General features: G+C 57.9%; 16 protein-coding genes and 2 tRNA genes. 16 read left to right on the top strand and 2 right to left on the bottom strand.

Features of this window, described 5'->3' with window-relative positions:
- Window positions 1-18 precede the first annotated feature (18 nt).
- A complete protein-coding gene (locus tag ACSSVV_RS01475; protein WP_454105449.1) occupies window positions 19-429 on the top strand; it encodes an HIT domain-containing protein in 411 nt (136 codons plus the stop codon).
- An 11-nt stretch (window positions 430-440) separates the two neighbouring features.
- On the opposite strand, the gene fabR is transcribed toward ACSSVV_RS01475, so the two are convergent.
- The gene (fabR, locus tag ACSSVV_RS01470) at window positions 441-1,067 is read right to left on the bottom strand and encodes an HTH-type transcriptional repressor FabR (RefSeq protein WP_023010016.1); all 627 of its coding nucleotides are present in this window, start codon (window positions 1,065-1,067) and stop codon (window positions 441-443) included.
- A 204-nt stretch (window positions 1,068-1,271) separates the two neighbouring features.
- Here fabR and aspS point away from each other — a divergent pair, with 204 nt between their 5' ends.
- The 14 genes from aspS (at window position 1,272) to nadA (ending at window position 12,535) form a co-directional block, all read left to right on the top strand.
- Window positions 1,272-3,071: an aspartate--tRNA ligase gene (aspS, locus tag ACSSVV_RS01465; RefSeq protein WP_224848727.1), complete on the top strand. Its 1,800-nt coding sequence runs from the start codon at window positions 1,272-1,274 to the stop codon at window positions 3,069-3,071.
- A 72-nt stretch (window positions 3,072-3,143) separates the two neighbouring features.
- Window positions 3,144-3,671 (top strand): crossover junction endodeoxyribonuclease RuvC, encoded by a 528-nt coding sequence (ruvC, locus tag ACSSVV_RS01460; RefSeq protein WP_011785189.1) that lies wholly within the window; start codon window positions 3,144-3,146, stop codon window positions 3,669-3,671.
- Window positions 3,672-3,701: 30 nt separating this feature from the next.
- Complete coding sequence (gene ruvA, locus ACSSVV_RS01455) at window positions 3,702-4,331, top strand: Holliday junction branch migration protein RuvA (RefSeq protein WP_014421260.1); 630 nt, start codon at window positions 3,702-3,704, stop codon at window positions 4,329-4,331.
- Between the two features lie 160 nt (window positions 4,332-4,491).
- Window positions 4,492-5,523: a Holliday junction branch migration DNA helicase RuvB gene (gene ruvB / locus ACSSVV_RS01450; RefSeq protein ID WP_011785187.1), complete on the top strand. Its 1,032-nt coding sequence runs from the start codon at window positions 4,492-4,494 to the stop codon at window positions 5,521-5,523.
- Window positions 5,516-5,935: a tol-pal system-associated acyl-CoA thioesterase gene (ybgC, locus tag ACSSVV_RS01445; RefSeq protein WP_454105448.1), complete on the top strand. Its 420-nt coding sequence runs from the start codon at window positions 5,516-5,518 to the stop codon at window positions 5,933-5,935. Before ruvB ends, ybgC begins: the two co-directional genes overlap by 8 nt.
- A 38-nt stretch (window positions 5,936-5,973) precedes the next feature.
- Window positions 5,974-6,663 (top strand): protein TolQ, encoded by a 690-nt coding sequence (tolQ, locus tag ACSSVV_RS01440; RefSeq protein ID WP_011785185.1) that lies wholly within the window; start codon window positions 5,974-5,976, stop codon window positions 6,661-6,663.
- Window positions 6,664-6,696: 33 nt separating this feature from the next.
- Entirely contained in the window at window positions 6,697-7,143 is a 447-nt protein-coding gene (gene tolR, locus ACSSVV_RS01435; RefSeq protein ID WP_011785184.1) for a protein TolR, read from the top strand.
- A gap of 18 nt (window positions 7,144-7,161) precedes the next feature.
- Complete coding sequence (gene tolA / locus ACSSVV_RS01430) at window positions 7,162-8,193, top strand: cell envelope integrity protein TolA (protein WP_454105447.1); 1,032 nt, start codon at window positions 7,162-7,164, stop codon at window positions 8,191-8,193.
- Between the two features lie 14 nt (window positions 8,194-8,207).
- Window positions 8,208-9,530: a Tol-Pal system beta propeller repeat protein TolB gene (tolB, locus tag ACSSVV_RS01425; protein ID WP_454105446.1), complete on the top strand. Its 1,323-nt coding sequence runs from the start codon at window positions 8,208-8,210 to the stop codon at window positions 9,528-9,530.
- 54 nt (window positions 9,531-9,584) lie between these two features.
- Window positions 9,585-10,154, top strand: coding sequence for a peptidoglycan-associated lipoprotein Pal (pal, locus tag ACSSVV_RS01420; RefSeq protein WP_206851811.1), 570 nt, complete (start codon window positions 9,585-9,587; stop codon window positions 10,152-10,154).
- Window positions 10,155-10,177: 23 nt separating this feature from the next.
- On the top strand, window positions 10,178-10,954 hold the full coding sequence (gene ybgF / locus ACSSVV_RS01415; RefSeq protein ID WP_454105445.1) for a tol-pal system protein YbgF: 777 nt from the start codon (window positions 10,178-10,180) through the stop codon (window positions 10,952-10,954).
- A gap of 113 nt (window positions 10,955-11,067) precedes the next feature.
- Window positions 11,068-11,143: transfer RNA gene (locus ACSSVV_RS01410), tRNA-Lys, on the top strand.
- 62 nt (window positions 11,144-11,205) lie between these two features.
- Window positions 11,206-11,281: transfer RNA gene (locus ACSSVV_RS01405), tRNA-Lys, on the top strand.
- A gap of 192 nt (window positions 11,282-11,473) precedes the next feature.
- Complete coding sequence (nadA, locus tag ACSSVV_RS01400) at window positions 11,474-12,535, top strand: quinolinate synthase NadA (protein ID WP_121206718.1); 1,062 nt, start codon at window positions 11,474-11,476, stop codon at window positions 12,533-12,535.
- Between the two features lie 17 nt (window positions 12,536-12,552).
- On the opposite strand, the gene ACSSVV_RS01395 is transcribed toward nadA, so the two are convergent.
- Complete coding sequence (locus ACSSVV_RS01395; RefSeq protein ID WP_454105444.1) at window positions 12,553-14,025, bottom strand: M48 family metalloprotease; 1,473 nt, start codon at window positions 14,023-14,025, stop codon at window positions 12,553-12,555.
- A gap of 156 nt (window positions 14,026-14,181) precedes the next feature.
- Here ACSSVV_RS01395 and ACSSVV_RS01390 point away from each other — a divergent pair, with 156 nt between their 5' ends.
- Window positions 14,182-14,409, top strand: a complete 228-nt coding sequence (locus ACSSVV_RS01390) for a sulfurtransferase TusA family protein (RefSeq protein WP_454105443.1) — start codon at window positions 14,182-14,184, stop codon at window positions 14,407-14,409.
- The last annotated feature ends 7 nt before the right edge of the window (window positions 14,410-14,416 follow it).

The following is a 14,416-nucleotide window of genomic DNA, read 5'->3' as shown; positions in this document are numbered from 1 at the left end:
GGCCGGGGAGGGGTGTTGATGTTCCAGCTTCATGAGCGTTTGGCGGCGGATACCCACAAGCTGGGAGAGAGTCGTCTTTGCGATATCTTGCTGATGAACGACAGCACCTGGCCCTGGATCATTCTGGTGCCCCGGGTATCCGGCATCCGGGAAATCTACCAGTTGGCGAGCGAACAGCAGCAACAATTGCTGGCGGAGTCCTCGGTGCTGAGTGAGGGGATGATGGATCTGTTTGCGGGAGACAAGATGAATGTGGCAGCGCTGGGCAATATGGTGCCCCAGTTGCACTTGCATCATATTGTCCGCTATCAGGGCGACCCGGCCTGGCCGGGCCCGGTGTGGGGCAAGCAGCCTCCTGTACCTTACACAGAAGAGCAGCTAGCCAGTGTGAAAGCAAAGCTGCAGCCGCTACTTGAGCAACTTGCCTAAGATTTAGTAGCTCAATCCAGACCCTGCTGCCACTGGACCAGGGTCTGGGAACCCACCAGAATCATTCTCAGCTCGGTTTTCAATTTCTGCTTGAGTTCTTCTCGCTCTTCCGGGGTTGCATCCAGCGCCTCGGCGCCTTGATTGAAGACCAGTGTGACCATGGCTTCGGCGACAATCCTGGCTTCCGCCAGGGGTTTGTTCTGTTCGTCGGCAAACCGGCCAAGATCGTCGGCCAGCTCCGTTACGAAATGGTCGATTTCTGCTTTCACCGCCGTCCGGAAAGGCTTGGATACGCCGGTGCGCTCCCTCAGCATCAGGCGGAACAGGTTGGCGTTATTACCCAGGTACTCCATGAAGGTGTCCACCGAAGTGGAAATCGCACTGCCGTCCCGGGCAATACGTTTACGGGCCTGGCGCATCAGCTGCCGCAGGGCCACGCCGCCTTCGTCCACCAGGGCCAGGCCAAGCTCGTCCAGCTCGGCGAAGTGCCGATAAAAGGATGTGGGGGCAATGCCGGCCTCCCGGGCGACTTCCCGCAAACTCAGGCTGCCAAAGCCCCGATCTGCGCTCAGTTGGGCGAGGGCAGCGTCCATCAGTGCTCGACGGGTTTTCAGTTTCTGTTCCGCTCGGGTGGCCAACGTCTTACTCCATGGTCCGGTCAAACCATGCATTCTAGCCCCCGGTTTTTTGATAGTCATCCCGCTGCCGGATATCCGGTGTCAATTCTGTTTCGGGACGCCTGATTTTCAAAGTCATTGTGTTTATAATGGGCGGCTTTTCGGCTATAGCCGCCCAAATTCTTTGATTCAACGCGAACACATTCAGAACGAACGGGAACCGATATGCGCAGCCATTATTGCGGTGGGATTAACGAATCTCACATCGATCAGGAAGTCACACTCTGCGGATGGGTACACCGCCGCCGTGACCACGGTGGGGTCATCTTTCTGGATCTGCGAGATCGGGATGGCATGTCTCAGGTTGTGGTCGATCCGGACACCCCTGAAAGTTTTGCTCTGGCGGAGAAAGTCCGCAGCGAATTTGTTATCAAGGTGACCGGCCGCGTTCGTCGTCGCCCCGCGGGTACCGAGAACAACAACATGCCCACTGGCCAGGTCGAGCTGTTGGGCAAAGAGCTGGTCATTCTGAACGCAGCCGCCACCCCGCCGTTCCCGCTGGATGAGCACGTCGACGTGGGCGAGGATGTTCGCCTGCGCTACCGTTTCGTAGATCTGCGTCGCCCGGAGATGATCAACCGTCTGCGGTTCCGTTCCCGTGTGACCAGTTACATCCGGAACTTCCTGGACAGCCGCGGATTCATGGATGTGGAAACCCCGATCTTGACCCGTGCCACCCCGGAAGGTGCCCGTGACTACCTGGTACCGAGCCGTACCCACGAAGGTTCCTTCTTCGCTCTGCCACAGTCGCCGCAGCTGTTCAAGCAGTTGCTGATGGTGTCTGGTGTAGATCGCTACTACCAGATTGCCAAGTGTTTCCGCGATGAAGATCTGCGTGCCGATCGTCAGCCCGAGTTTACCCAGGTGGACATCGAGGCTTCTTTCATCGATGAAGAAACCCTGATGGGCCTGAACGAGGAAATGATTCGTTCCCTGTTCAAGGATGTGCTGGATGTTGAGCTGCCGGAGTTTCCGCGCATGCCGTATTCTGAAGCCATGCAGCGTTACGGCAGCGACAAGCCGGACCTTCGTATCCCTCTGGAACTTCAGGATGTGGGTGATCTGGTGGAAAGCGTGGACTTCAAGGTGTTCGCTGGTCCCGCCAAAGATCCGAAAGGCCGTGTCGCCGCCCTTCGCGTGCCCAAGGGTGCCGAGCTGACCCGTAAACAGATTGATGACTACACCAAGTTTGTTGGTATCTACGGTGCCAAGGGCCTGGCCTACATCAAGGTAAACGAACTGGCCAAGGGTGCCGAAGGCCTGCAGTCGCCAATCGTGAAATTCCTGGGTGACGACGTTGCGCTGGCCATCATGGAGCGCGTAGGTGCGGAAGATGGCGATATCGTCTTCTTCGGCGCCGATAAGGCTACCGTCGTGAATGAAGCGCTGGGCGCCCTGCGTATCAAGGTAGGACACGACCTCAACATGCTTACCTGCGAGTGGGCACCAATGTGGGTTGTAGACTTCCCGATGTTCGAGGAGCTGCCGGATGGCAATCTGACCGCCATTCACCACCCGTTCACGGCGCCGTCCTGCAGTCCGGAAGATCTGGCAGCAGACCCGGCGAACGCCTTGTCCCGTGCCTATGACATGGTGCTCAATGGTACCGAGCTGGGCGGTGGTTCTATCCGTATCCACGACGAGAAAATGCAGGAAGCGGTGTTCCGTATCCTGGGTATCGGAGAGGAAGAGGCTCGTGCCAAGTTTGGCTTCCTGCTGGATGCCCTGAAATTTGGTTGCCCGCCTCACGGTGGTCTGGCCTTTGGTCTGGATCGTCTAGTGATGCTGATGACCGGTTCTTCGTCAATCCGCGACGTCATCGCTTTCCCGAAAACCCAGAGCGCCACCTGTCTGATGACTCAGGCGCCGGGCGAGGTAGACGAGAAGCAGCTGAAGGAGCTGCATATTCGTCTGCGCCGTTCCGCTAAAGCCGTTGAAGGCAACAAGGCAGAAGATAAAGAGTAATAAAGGCACGATGCCGGAGGTGGCGCGCCATCTCCGGCACGGCCAGACTCTCTCACTTCCGAGGGCAGGCGGATGGCAATCATCCTGGGGGTAGACCCCGGCTCCCGCATCACCGGCTACGGTCTTATTCGTTCTGAAGGCCGGCTTCTTGAGTACCTCGACAGTGGCTGCATCCGAGTAGGTGAAAAGCCAATGGCGGAGAGGCTGCAGACTATTTTCCACAGTCTCGCCGTGCTGATTGGCGAATATCGCCCGGAGGAGTTCGCTATTGAGCAGGTGTTCATGGCGCGCAACCCGGACTCGGCCCTGAAGCTCGGTCAGGCAAGGGGAGCTGCAATCGTCAGTGCCGCCAACAGCGGCCTGGCAGTCCATGAGTATTCTGCCCGGCAGGTGAAGCAGGCGGTGGTGGGTACTGGTGGAGCGGATAAATCCCAGGTGCAGCACATGGTGCAGGCGCTTCTGGGACTGTCCCGAAAACCACAGGCGGATGCCGCCGATGCCCTGGCCATAGCCCTGTGCCATGCCCATATGAACCAGAGTGTATTACGTATGGCCAGGACCGGAGGTAAGGTCAGAAGCGGCCGCGTACGCCAACCATAAGCGGCGGTTTGCCGCGACAGGAGAGCCGGTTTGATTGGTCGAATCCGAGGAATGCTGATTGAAAAGTCTCCCGGGCAGGCGCTGGTGGAATGTTCCGGCCTGGGTTACGAAATTGACATTCCCTACACCACGTTTTTTCATCTGCCCGAGACCGGGCAGGAAGTAACCCTTCATACCCATTTCGCCGTTCGTGAAGACGCCCAGAGCCTTTATGGTTTTGCCTCCCGTCTGGATCGAAATCTGTTCCGGCTGCTGATCAAGGTTAACGGTGTTGGCCCCAAACTTGCTGTGGGCATTCTGTCGGGCCTGGATGCTCAGCAATTCATCCGCTGTGTCGAGGCTCGGGACGCGAATTCGCTGGTGAAACTGCCCGGTGTCGGCAAAAAAACGGCCGAGAGGCTGTTGATTGAAATGGCCGACAGGATAGGGCAGCTGGAAGGGCAGTTCGTCCCGTCTCAGCCCGATGTGCCGACTGGAGCCGGGGCGGCTATGGCGAGTCAGGCTGGACCTGACCCACGTGAGGAGGCGGAGGCCGCATTGATTGCGCTTGGCTACAAGCCCCAGGAGGCGGCCAAGGCGATCAGCAAGGTGGCCGGCCCGGATATGAACAGCGAAACGCTGATACGTCTGGCCCTGAAGAATATGATTCCCGCCGGGTAACAACCCGGCGTTTTTGTGTCGGCTATGGCCACAGAACCATGACACCAATGTGTATAGAGCGTAACGTGACTCACAAGCGCCCCTTTGTACAATTGGTGCAACCTGACTTACAGGGTGAGCCAGCGGGCATGTTGTTTATTCCCAGCAAGCGGATAATGCCATGATTGAATCGGACCGATTGATATCGGCCAAGGCCGGAGAATATGAGGAAGTGCATGATCGGGCCATCCGTCCGACGTTGCTTTCCGAGTATGTGGGCCAGCCTACGGTACGCGAACAGATGGAGATTTTTATCTCCGCTGCCCGGGGCCGCCAGGAAGCGCTGGATCATGTGCTGATTTTCGGCCCTCCCGGGCTTGGTAAAACCACTCTGGCCAACATCATTGCCAATGAGATGGGTGTCTCGATCAAGACGACGTCCGGCCCGGTACTGGAAAAGGCCGGAGACCTGGCTGCCATGCTCACCAACCTCGAGGAAGGTGACGTCCTGTTTATCGACGAGATCCATCGCTTGAGTGCGGCGGTGGAGGAAGTGCTCTATCCGGCCATGGAAGACTATCAGCTGGATATCATGATTGGTGAAGGGCCGGCTGCACGGTCTATCAAGCTGGATCTGCCGCCGTTTACGCTGGTGGGGGCAACCACTCGTGCTGGTCTGCTGACGTCGCCACTGAGAGACCGGTTCGGCATTGTCCAGCGCCTGGAGTTCTACAATCACCAGGACCTCACCCATATTATTACCCGTTCGGCCCGGCTGTCGTCGGTGGAAATCGACGAGGCTGGGGCGTTCGAGATTGCCCGCCGGTCCCGGGGAACCCCGAGGATTGCCAACCGGCTGCTGCGCCGGGTCAGGGATTTTGCGGAAGTGCGCTCCAATGGCCATATCACGGCGGATATTGCCGACCAGGCACTGAACATGCTGAAGGTGGACAGCCAGGGCTTCGACCACATGGACCGTCGCCTGTTGCTGGCCATGATCGAGAAATTTGATGGTGGCCCGGTGGGTGTGGAGAGTCTGGCGGCCGCAATCAGTGAGGAGCGGGGGACCATTGAGGACGTACTGGAGCCGTTCTTGATTCAGCAGGGGTACATGGTGCGTACACCGAGAGGGCGTATGGTAACGTCGAATGCCTACCAGCATTTCGGAGTGGTGCCGCCCAGATCCGGCCGGGAGGACGACCTGTTTGAGTGATCCCTCTGCCAGCTTTGAATTGCCGGTTCGGGTCTACATAGAAGATACAGATGCCGGTGGCATTGTTTTTCATGCCAAATACCTGCACTACATGGAGCGTGCCAGAACGGAGTGGGTCCGTAGCCAGGGTGTCGGGCTTCGTGCGGGGCTGGAGCACAACATCAGCTACGTGGTGCAAAAGATGAATCTGCACTTCCGGATGCCCGCGAAGCTGGATGATCAGTTGCTGGTTACGACTGAGCTGAAAGCGGCATCCCGGGTCTGGATGGGCTTTCGGCAATGCGTGTATCGCGCGGATGATCGGCAGTTGCTGTGTGATGCAGACGTTCGTGTGGCCTGTGTTGCACTGGATACCGGCAAACCCCGGCGTCTTCCGGAAAATATGCAAGAAATTCTTAAGAATTTCGTATAATTTGTTGAAAGATTTACAAAACTACTTGGGAGTGAACAGTGGAAACGGAACTGTCAGTCTGGCATCTGATTGCGAATGCAGGGATTTTGGTGCAGTTGGTCATGCTGTTGCTGATGCTGGCATCGGTCGTCTCCTGGGCACTGATTTTCCAGCGCCTGCAGGTCTTCCGGAAAGCCCGTCAGGCTCAGCTGGAATTTGAGGACCGGTTCTGGTCCGGCATGGATCTGGGCCAGCTTTACAAAGAAGTGAGTGCGGAGCCAACGCCGTTTTCCGGTATGGAGTCTGTGTTCCGGGCAGGGTTCAAGGAGTTCTCCCGCCTTCGTCAGCAGAGCAGGGATGCCGACGCCGTGATGGAAGGTACCCAAAGGGCCATGCGCGTGGCTTTTTCCCGGGAGCAAGAGCGCCTGGAAACCCATCTGCCGTTCCTGGCCACGGTCGGTTCCACCAGTCCCTACGTTGGCCTGTTCGGTACCGTGTGGGGCATCATGAACTCCTTCCGCGGTCTGGCGCAGGTGCAGCAGGCCACGCTGGCCACGGTGGCGCCGGGTATCTCTGAGGCGTTGATTGCCACCGCCATGGGCCTGTTCGCGGCCATCCCTGCGGTCATTGCCTATAACCGGTTCTCGGCCATGTCCGACGCCTTGCTGAAGAACTATGAAACCTTTGCGGAAGAGTTTTCCAGCATTCTGCATCGCCGGGTCCACAACAGCGATCAGGCCGCAGCATAAGTTGCCATCTGGCGGTAACAGGAGTGTAGCGAGATGAAAGGTATGGGAATGATGCCTCAGCAACGGCGCAAGCCGATGTCTGAGATCAACGTAGTCCCCTACATCGATGTGATGCTGGTGCTTCTGGTGATCTTCATGGTGACGGCACCGATGCTCACCCAGGGCGTGAAGGTGGATCTGCCGGAGACAACCTCCGATCCGATTCAGCAGGACAAAGACGTGGAGTCCATCACCGTGTCTGTCGATAGCAATGGCGCCTACTACCTGGAAGTGGGTGACGACGCCAGCGAGCCGATGGCGCTGGACGAGGTGCGCAACCAGGTGGCAAAGATTCTGTCCCAACGGAGCAACGGTGAAGTGCTCGTCCGGGGCGATGAGTACGTGGACTACGGTGTGGTGGTGCGCCTGATGGCTGAGCTTCAGGCTGCCGGGGCCACCGGGATTGGCCTGATTACCGACGCGCCCAATGATAATCAGTAATTGGATGATGGTGACATTTTGAAGGGCCACAAGCGGGACATCGTCAGTACCGGAAAAGCACCTCTGAAATCGCCGGTGGCGGTCTCGGTAGGGCTGCACCTGCTGGTGTTCGGTATTGCTCTGGCCGGGTGGTCGTGGAATACGCCACCAGAACCGGAGCCCAGAAGTATTTCGGCCCGGCTGATCAGTCCTGAACCAAGGCCGACACCGGTGGTGGAAGAGCAGGACGAGGCGGATAAAGAGCAGGAGCGCAAGCAGGCACAGGCGCGCGAGCGGGAAGAAGCCGAACGCCAGCGTCAGGCTGAAGAAAAAGCCCGGCAGGAGGCGGAACGGAAGGCTCAGGAAGAAGCTCGCAGGCGCGAAGAAGAGCGTCGTCAGCAAGAGGCGCAGGCAAAGGAGCTGGCAGAGAAGCAAGCCAGAGAGCGTGAAGCGGCGCGCCAGAAAGCGGAAGCCGAAGCCAAAGAGCGGGAGCGGCAGAAAGCTGAGGAAGAGCGCAAGCGGCAAGAAGAAGCTAAACGCCGGGCCGAGGAAGAAAAGCGCCGCCAGGAAGAACAGCGAAAGAAAGAAGAGGCTGAACGACAGCGCCGCGAAGAGGAAGCTCGCAAAGAGGCGGAGCGGAAACGTCTTGAGGCTGAGAGGCGCCTGCGTGAACAGCAGCTGGAAGCACTGGCGGATCAGGCCAGACAGGAGCGTGAAGCGGAAGCCCGCCGCCAGCAGGAAGCCGCGGCAGCACGTGCAAGAGAAGCACAGATGTTGAGCGAGAGTGAGAAGTATAAGGCACTGATACGGGAGAAGCTGACTCAGGCTTGGTTTATGCCATCTTCCGCGACCAAGGATATGACAGTTAGGTTGCAGATAACGCTTCTGCCATCCGGTGAGTTAGCTGGTGTGACAGTGGCGAGTAGTAGTGGCAACACTGCCTTTGATAATTCGGCCTTGAACGCAGTGCGAGATCTAAATCGCTATCCGATCCCTAATGATCGTGACACGTTTGAGCGCTATTTTCGCCAGTTTACTATTGAATTCAATCCGAGCCAGAAATCGCGTTGAGGCTGATAATGTTTATGAAAAGCAGATCCCGTTGCTCTGGTAGCTTTCTGAAGACTCCGGTTATTGCCTGCCTGGTGCTTTTTTTGACGGCATCCCTGAGCGCCCGGGCGGAATTGTTGATCCGCATCACCGAAGGCGCAGGGTCGGCCATTCCGATTGCCGTAGTGCCATTTGCAGAGAGTGGCAGTATGCCGGCCGGAGACAAGGTAGGCAGCATCGTGCAGGCGGATCTGACCATGAGTGGCGAGTTCCGCCCTCTGGAGCCGTCGAAAATGCTGAGCCTTCCCTCGGAACGCTCCGAGGTGTATTTCCGGGACTGGCGTCTGCTGGGTCAGCGCTATGTGCTGGTGGGGCAACTGACCCGCAATGGTGATCGGATTCAGGCCCGCTACGAGTTGTTTGATGTTAACCAGGAGAAGCGGATTCTTGGTGAAACGGCGGCAGTTCCTGCCTCTAACCTGCGATCTCTGGGCCACCACATCAGTGACCGGGTGCATGAGGCTATTACCGGAGCTCCCGGTGTATTCTCCACCAAGCTGGCGTACATCACCGTGTCTGGTGAGGGCGAGCAGACCCGTTACCGGCTTCAGGTCAGCGATGTGGATGGTAAGCGCTCCAAAGTCCGGCTGGAAAGCCGGGAGCCCATTCTGTCACCGGCCTGGTCGCCGGATGGAAAGAAACTGGCCTATGTTTCCTTCGAGACTGGCAAGCCGGTGATTTTTGTCCACGAACTGGCTACCGGTGAGCGCCAGAAGGTCGCAGACTTTCCGGGGCTGAACTCGGCACCGGCCTGGTCGGCCGATGGCCGTTCCCTGTTGATGACGCTTTCCCGTGACGGTAACGCCGAGATTTACCGAATGGACCTTGCCAGCCGCAATCTGACGCGTTTGACAGACCATTGGGCGATTGATACCGAAGCCGCATGGGACCATGCCGACCGGGGTATCTACTTTACCTCTGATCGCTCCGGTGGGCCGCAGATCTATCACATGGAACGCCCGGGGGCTGAGCCGCGTCGAATCACCTTTGGCAGTCGCTACAACGCCAGGCCGCGACCGAGCCCCACGGGTGACTATGTCTATTACGTTCATCAGCGCGACAGTGCCTTCCATATTGCCAGAACGAACCTGGAGACCGGCGAAGAGACGGTTATTACCCGAACCGGCTCCGATGAATCACCCAGTGTGGCTCCCAATGGCAGGTTGCTGATCTACGCAACCCGTCAGAATGGGGAAGGCGTACTGACCGTGGTATCCGCAGACGGAGGCGCGGCGTATAGCCTGCCGGCCTCTGAGGGCGAAGTGCGGGAGCCGGCCTGGGGGCCGGTTACCCGCTGAAAATGCACTGAACTGAATTAATTCAACGAAGACCTGAAAAGAGGAAATAACGTGATGAAGATGTCTTTCTCTGCAAAAGCGTTTGCCATGCTCCTGTCCGCCGGCCTGGTTGCTGGTTGTAGCTCCACCGGTGAAAACATGGAAGAGGGTACTTACGGTTCTGACGTGGCCGCGATTGATCAGGATGGCGGTTCTACCGTTTACGGTGGTGCGGATGGCTCCAGCGTTTCCGCCTCCGAGCTGACTGATGACGAGCGTCGGGCCGCTCAGGAGCAAGCCGAGCAGGAAGCCCTGCGTGACATTACCACCTTCTACTTCGATTTCGATACGTCCGAAATCAAGCCGGACGCCCGTGACGTGCTGGTTGCCCACGCTCGCTACCTGGCGGACAACCCGCGTCAGCAGGTACGCCTGGAAGGTCATGCTGACGAGCGTGGTACCAAGGAATACAACCTGGCTCTGGGTGAGCGCCGCGCGAACGCCGTACAGCGCTTCCTGATTGTAAACGGCGCTTCCCGTGGCCAGATTGAAACCGTAAGCTATGGTGAAGAGAAGCCGGCCGTGCGTGGTTCCACTGAAAGTGCCTGGGCACAGAACCGTCGCGTAGAGCTGGTATTCCAGTAAAACCGACCTAGACGGACGTATCCATGAGAAAACACCTCATGGCGGCCGTGCTGATCCCGCTGGGCCTTGGCCTGGCGGGAGTCACCCATGCACAGTCGTCCACACCCGCATTCCAGAACAACAGCTCCGAGGCCCAGCGTAAGGCCGGCAACAACCAGGCCACGGCAGAGCTGTTCTACATGATTCAGCAACTGCAGCGCGAAGTGAGAGACCTGCGGGGCCAGGTTGAAGAACAGCAGCACCAGATCAGTCGCCTGCAACAGCAGGGCAGGGACCGCTATGTGGATCTGGATCAGCGGATACTGGAGCTGTCCAAGGCCGTCGAGTCCGGGGCCAGTGCTGCACAGCAGCCGACTGCAGCGGGGGCTTCAGCAGATAGTGGAAGACTGACGCCTGCCCGGGTGTATCGCTCGCCGGAACCGGAAGAGCAGAAAACCTATAACGACATTATCGACCTTATCCGTAACAAGAAAGACTACGACACGGCGATAACGCGCCTGTACGAGTTTGTGGATACCTATCCCGAGGGCGACCTCACCGTTAATGCCTATTACTGGCTTGGTGAAGTCTATCTGGCGAAACCCCAGCTGGAGCAGGCCCGTCAGGCTTTTACCATTGTTGCGACGCGCTATAGTGATCATCGCAAGGCACCCGACGCTGTGTACAAGCTGGGGGTGACCCTGGATCGTCTGGGCGAAAAAGATGAAGCTCGGCGCCGGATGACCTCCGTAGTTGAGCAGTACCCGAATTCAGGAGCGGCAGAGTTGGCGAAGAAGTATCTGGATTCCGCCCAGGGTTGATCGGTATCTGGTCAACCTGCACGGATCTTGATCGGTCATTGAAAAAAGTTGGTCGACCATGAAAAAAAGGGGTTGATCACCAAAAAAATATCAGTAATATGTGCGCCTCGTTTGGGTCGTTAGCTCAGTTGGTAGAGCAGTTGGCTTTTAACCAATTGGTCGAAGGTTCGAATCCTTCACGACCCACCAAATTCAGAGCGCGAGGTTTGTGCCACGCGTTCGCTGGATGAAAAGCCAGCACAGCCAGTTAGGGGTCGTTAGCTCAGTTGGTAGAGCAGTTGGCTTTTAACCAATTGGTCGAAGGTTCGAATCCTTCACGACCCACCAACAAGGCAAGCCGTCACTACGGGGTTTGCGGAAAAAAGAGCCGAAAGGCTCTTTTTTTTTTGCCTGCAAGAACCCACCTATACCCACAGGACGGACGCTATCCTGCAACCTGGCATACCCACATTGCAGGATCATGAAACCAAAGGCAGAAGTGATATACTCTGGCCGTTAACGTCAATCAGAGAATAAGTGATGACTAAAGCGCAAGACCGCATTCTGGTTCAGGAACATCTCGCCCATCAGGCGGAGCCCAAGCCCCTGAGCGCCTCAGAGAAAGCTGATCTCGAGGCCAGGATCAAGGTGGCTCTGAAGGAGAAGGATGCCGTTCTGGTAGCGCATTATTACACCGACCCGGACATCCAGCGGCTGGCAGAAGAGACCGGTGGTTGTGTGGCGGATTCCCTGGAAATGGCGCGCTTCGGTAACCAACACCCGGCCTCCACCGTTGTCGTTGCCGGCGTTCGTTTCATGGGAGAGACGGCAAAGATTCTGAATCCGGAGAAAAAGGTTCTGATGCCGACTTTGGAGGCAACTTGCTCGCTTGATGTTGGTTGCCCGGCAGACGAGTTCTCCGAGTTCTGTGATCAGCACCCGGATCGCACCGTCGTGGTTTATGCCAACACCTCGGCTGCGGTGAAAGCCCGGGCCGATTGGGTGGTCACCTCCAGTTGCGCCCAGGCCATTGTTGAGCATCTGGACGCCAAAGGTGAAAAAATCCTGTGGGCGCCAGACAAACACCTGGGCGGCTATGTACAGAAAACCACAGGCGCAGACGTTCTGCTGTGGGACGGCTCCTGCATCGTGCACGAGGAATTCAAGTACCGTGGCCTGGAAGACCTCAAGGCTCTGTACCCGGATGCAGCAATCCTGGTGCACCCGGAGTCACCCGATGCGGTGGTACAGATGGCGGATGTGGTCGGTTCAACCTCGCAACTGATTCACGCGGTGCAAACGCTTCCGAACGAAGAGTTTATCGTTGCAACCGACAACGGCATTTTCTACAAGATGCAACAGCTGGCGCCCAACAAAACGTTGATTGAGGCGCCCACCGCGGGCAACGGCGCAACCTGCCGAAGCTGTGCCCATTGTCCCTGGATGGCCATGAACGGTCTGGAGAATCTGCTGCACGTGCTCGAGCATGGCGACCAGGAAGTGCATGTGGATGACGCGCTGCGAGAAGACGCGCTGCGCCCGCTGCGCCGCATGCTGGACTTTACCGCCAACATGAACCTCAAAGCTGCCGGCAACGCCTGAAGGTTCCGTGGTTATTCCTAACCGGCTTCGCGCGCCTGAAGCCGGTTGGTCAGCTCTCCAAGGCGCTCGCTGACCACCTGACGTTCGGCGGAGCCGGCCGGCAGTTTTTCTTGAGCCTGGCGCAATTGCCGCTGTGCTGATTTCAGATCGCCCATCAGTACGTCGTATTCCGCTCTCGCCCGGTGCACCCCGACAATATTCCGAGCCATACCTTCGGCTTCGGCCAGTCTCAACCATAGCTGCTCCTGGCTGGGCAGGCGGCGAGTCAGTTCCCTCAGGTAGTCGGCAGCGGCGGCCCCGTTACCATCGGCAATCTCTATGGCCGCCAGCGTGGAGGTTATTGGATAGTTGCCGGGATTGCGAGCCAGTGCCTCCTGCATAAGCGCTCTGGCGTCTTCATACCGTTTCTGGCTGATCAGTACCTCCGCCAGTGATACCTGGAACGTGATGCGCCCGGGGTTGGCTTTCAGTAATTCCCGCATTAACTGTTCGGCCTGTTCGTAGCGCCGGCTTTCCTGATAAGCCACCGCCAGACCATAGCGGATAGCATCGTTGCGCTGGGCGTCTTCCCGAGCCAGGTAGGCCTCGAAGGTTTCTATCGCCGTTTCCGGGGATTCGCTGTAGTGCACCTGCAGGCGACTGCGCACCAGGTGGTATTCCTGGCCATCCTGCACCCGGGTATCAGGGTATTGTTCGGCCCGGTTGCGGGTGTCGGCAACCCGGTTCTGGGTCAGGGGGTGAGTGGAAAGGTATTCCGGCAGGCGATTCCCCTGCAGGCGGTTCTGGCGCATCATGATTTCGAACATCTCGGGCATGCCTCGCGGGTCCATGCCGGCACTGGCCAGGATGTCCATGCCAACCCGGTCGGCTTCCTGTTCGTGAGAGCGGCTGTAGGCCAGCATGTTCTGTACCGCCATGGCCTGGGTGCCGGCAATGGCGGCAATGCCAATGTCTGACTGGGTAACTGCAGATAGCACGATGCCGGCGATCATGCCTGCCAGCGTCAGCGGAGCGCTGGTTTCCTGTTGCTGCATTCTGCGGGCAAAGTGGCGCTGGCTGAGGTGGGCCAGTTCGTGGGCCAGGACCGAGGCAAACTGTTGTTCGGTTGCCGCATTGAGGAAAAGGCCCCCATTCACGCCCACGACACCGCCGGGTACGGCGAAGGCGTTGATGGCCGGGCTGTCAATCAGAACCAGTTTCAGGTCGCGGTTGTCCAGCGGTGCAGATGGCACCAGGCGATAGATAATCGCGCTCAGGTAGTCATAAACCAGTGGGTCCTGCAGTTGCGGGGCGGAGCGGCGAATGGAGGCCATAACCTGTTGGCCAATATCGGCTTCCATCTGTCCGGAAATCAGGCCGCCGCTACCACCGATGCTTGGCAGGTCTGACGACTGCGCGCGTGTGGCCGGGCTGATGACCGCCATGGTGAGGGCCAGAAAAACGATCAGGGCCCAGGAGCAGCGGTGTTGGCCTTCTTGCTGGTACTTCATATGTCTGAGAGTGCCTCGAATTCATGTTGCCCGTTTGACAAGGCGGCAGCCGGCAAGTTCTCCGGAGTATTACCAACTCTTGTGATGCAATAGAGTAACACCAGCGGCATAATGCCTGCCTGGTTACTGTATGAAACGTAATGGTAAATGCTGATTATGGCTGACAGAACCCTGGATACCAGCGGCCTGCGTTGTCCCATGCCGCTGCTGAAGACCAAGCTGGAACTCAATTCCATGACCCCCGGGGAGGAGTTGGAGGTTGTTGCCACGGATACCGGCTCACTGAGGGACATACCTGCCTGGCTGGCATTGTCGGCCCATACGCTTGTCAGCCAATCGGAGAGTAATGGGGAATATCGTTTCGTGATAAAGTGCGGCGGTTAATTTCCGG

This window comes from Marinobacter sp. MBR-105, assembly GCF_053628895.1.
This window is presented reverse-complemented; position numbering and strand designations above follow the sequence as displayed.

What these genes read in the sequence shown, in the direction of transcription:
- ACSSVV_RS01475 (WP_454105449.1), top strand. Translation starts at nt 19, where the DNA reads ATGTTCCAGCTTCATGAGCGTTTGGCGGCGGATACCCACAAGCTGGGA.
- ybgF (WP_454105445.1), top strand. Translation starts at nt 10,178, where the DNA reads ATGAGAAAACACCTCATGGCGGCCGTGCTGATCCCGCTGGGCCTTGGC.
- ACSSVV_RS01395 (WP_454105444.1), bottom strand. Translation starts at nt 14,025, where the DNA reads ATGAAGTACCAGCAAGAAGGCCAACACCGCTGCTCCTGGGCCCTGATC.
- tolB (WP_454105446.1), top strand. Translation starts at nt 8,208, where the DNA reads ATGAAAAGCAGATCCCGTTGCTCTGGTAGCTTTCTGAAGACTCCGGTT.
- tolR (WP_011785184.1), top strand. Translation starts at nt 6,697, where the DNA reads ATGAAAGGTATGGGAATGATGCCTCAGCAACGGCGCAAGCCGATGTCT.
- aspS (WP_224848727.1), top strand. Translation starts at nt 1,272, where the DNA reads ATGCGCAGCCATTATTGCGGTGGGATTAACGAATCTCACATCGATCAG.
- ruvB (WP_011785187.1), top strand. Translation starts at nt 4,492, where the DNA reads ATGATTGAATCGGACCGATTGATATCGGCCAAGGCCGGAGAATATGAG.
- ACSSVV_RS01390 (WP_454105443.1), top strand. Translation starts at nt 14,182, where the DNA reads ATGGCTGACAGAACCCTGGATACCAGCGGCCTGCGTTGTCCCATGCCG.
- nadA (WP_121206718.1), top strand. Translation starts at nt 11,474, where the DNA reads ATGACTAAAGCGCAAGACCGCATTCTGGTTCAGGAACATCTCGCCCAT.
- ruvC (WP_011785189.1), top strand. Translation starts at nt 3,144, where the DNA reads ATGGCAATCATCCTGGGGGTAGACCCCGGCTCCCGCATCACCGGCTAC.
- pal (WP_206851811.1), top strand. Translation starts at nt 9,585, where the DNA reads ATGAAGATGTCTTTCTCTGCAAAAGCGTTTGCCATGCTCCTGTCCGCC.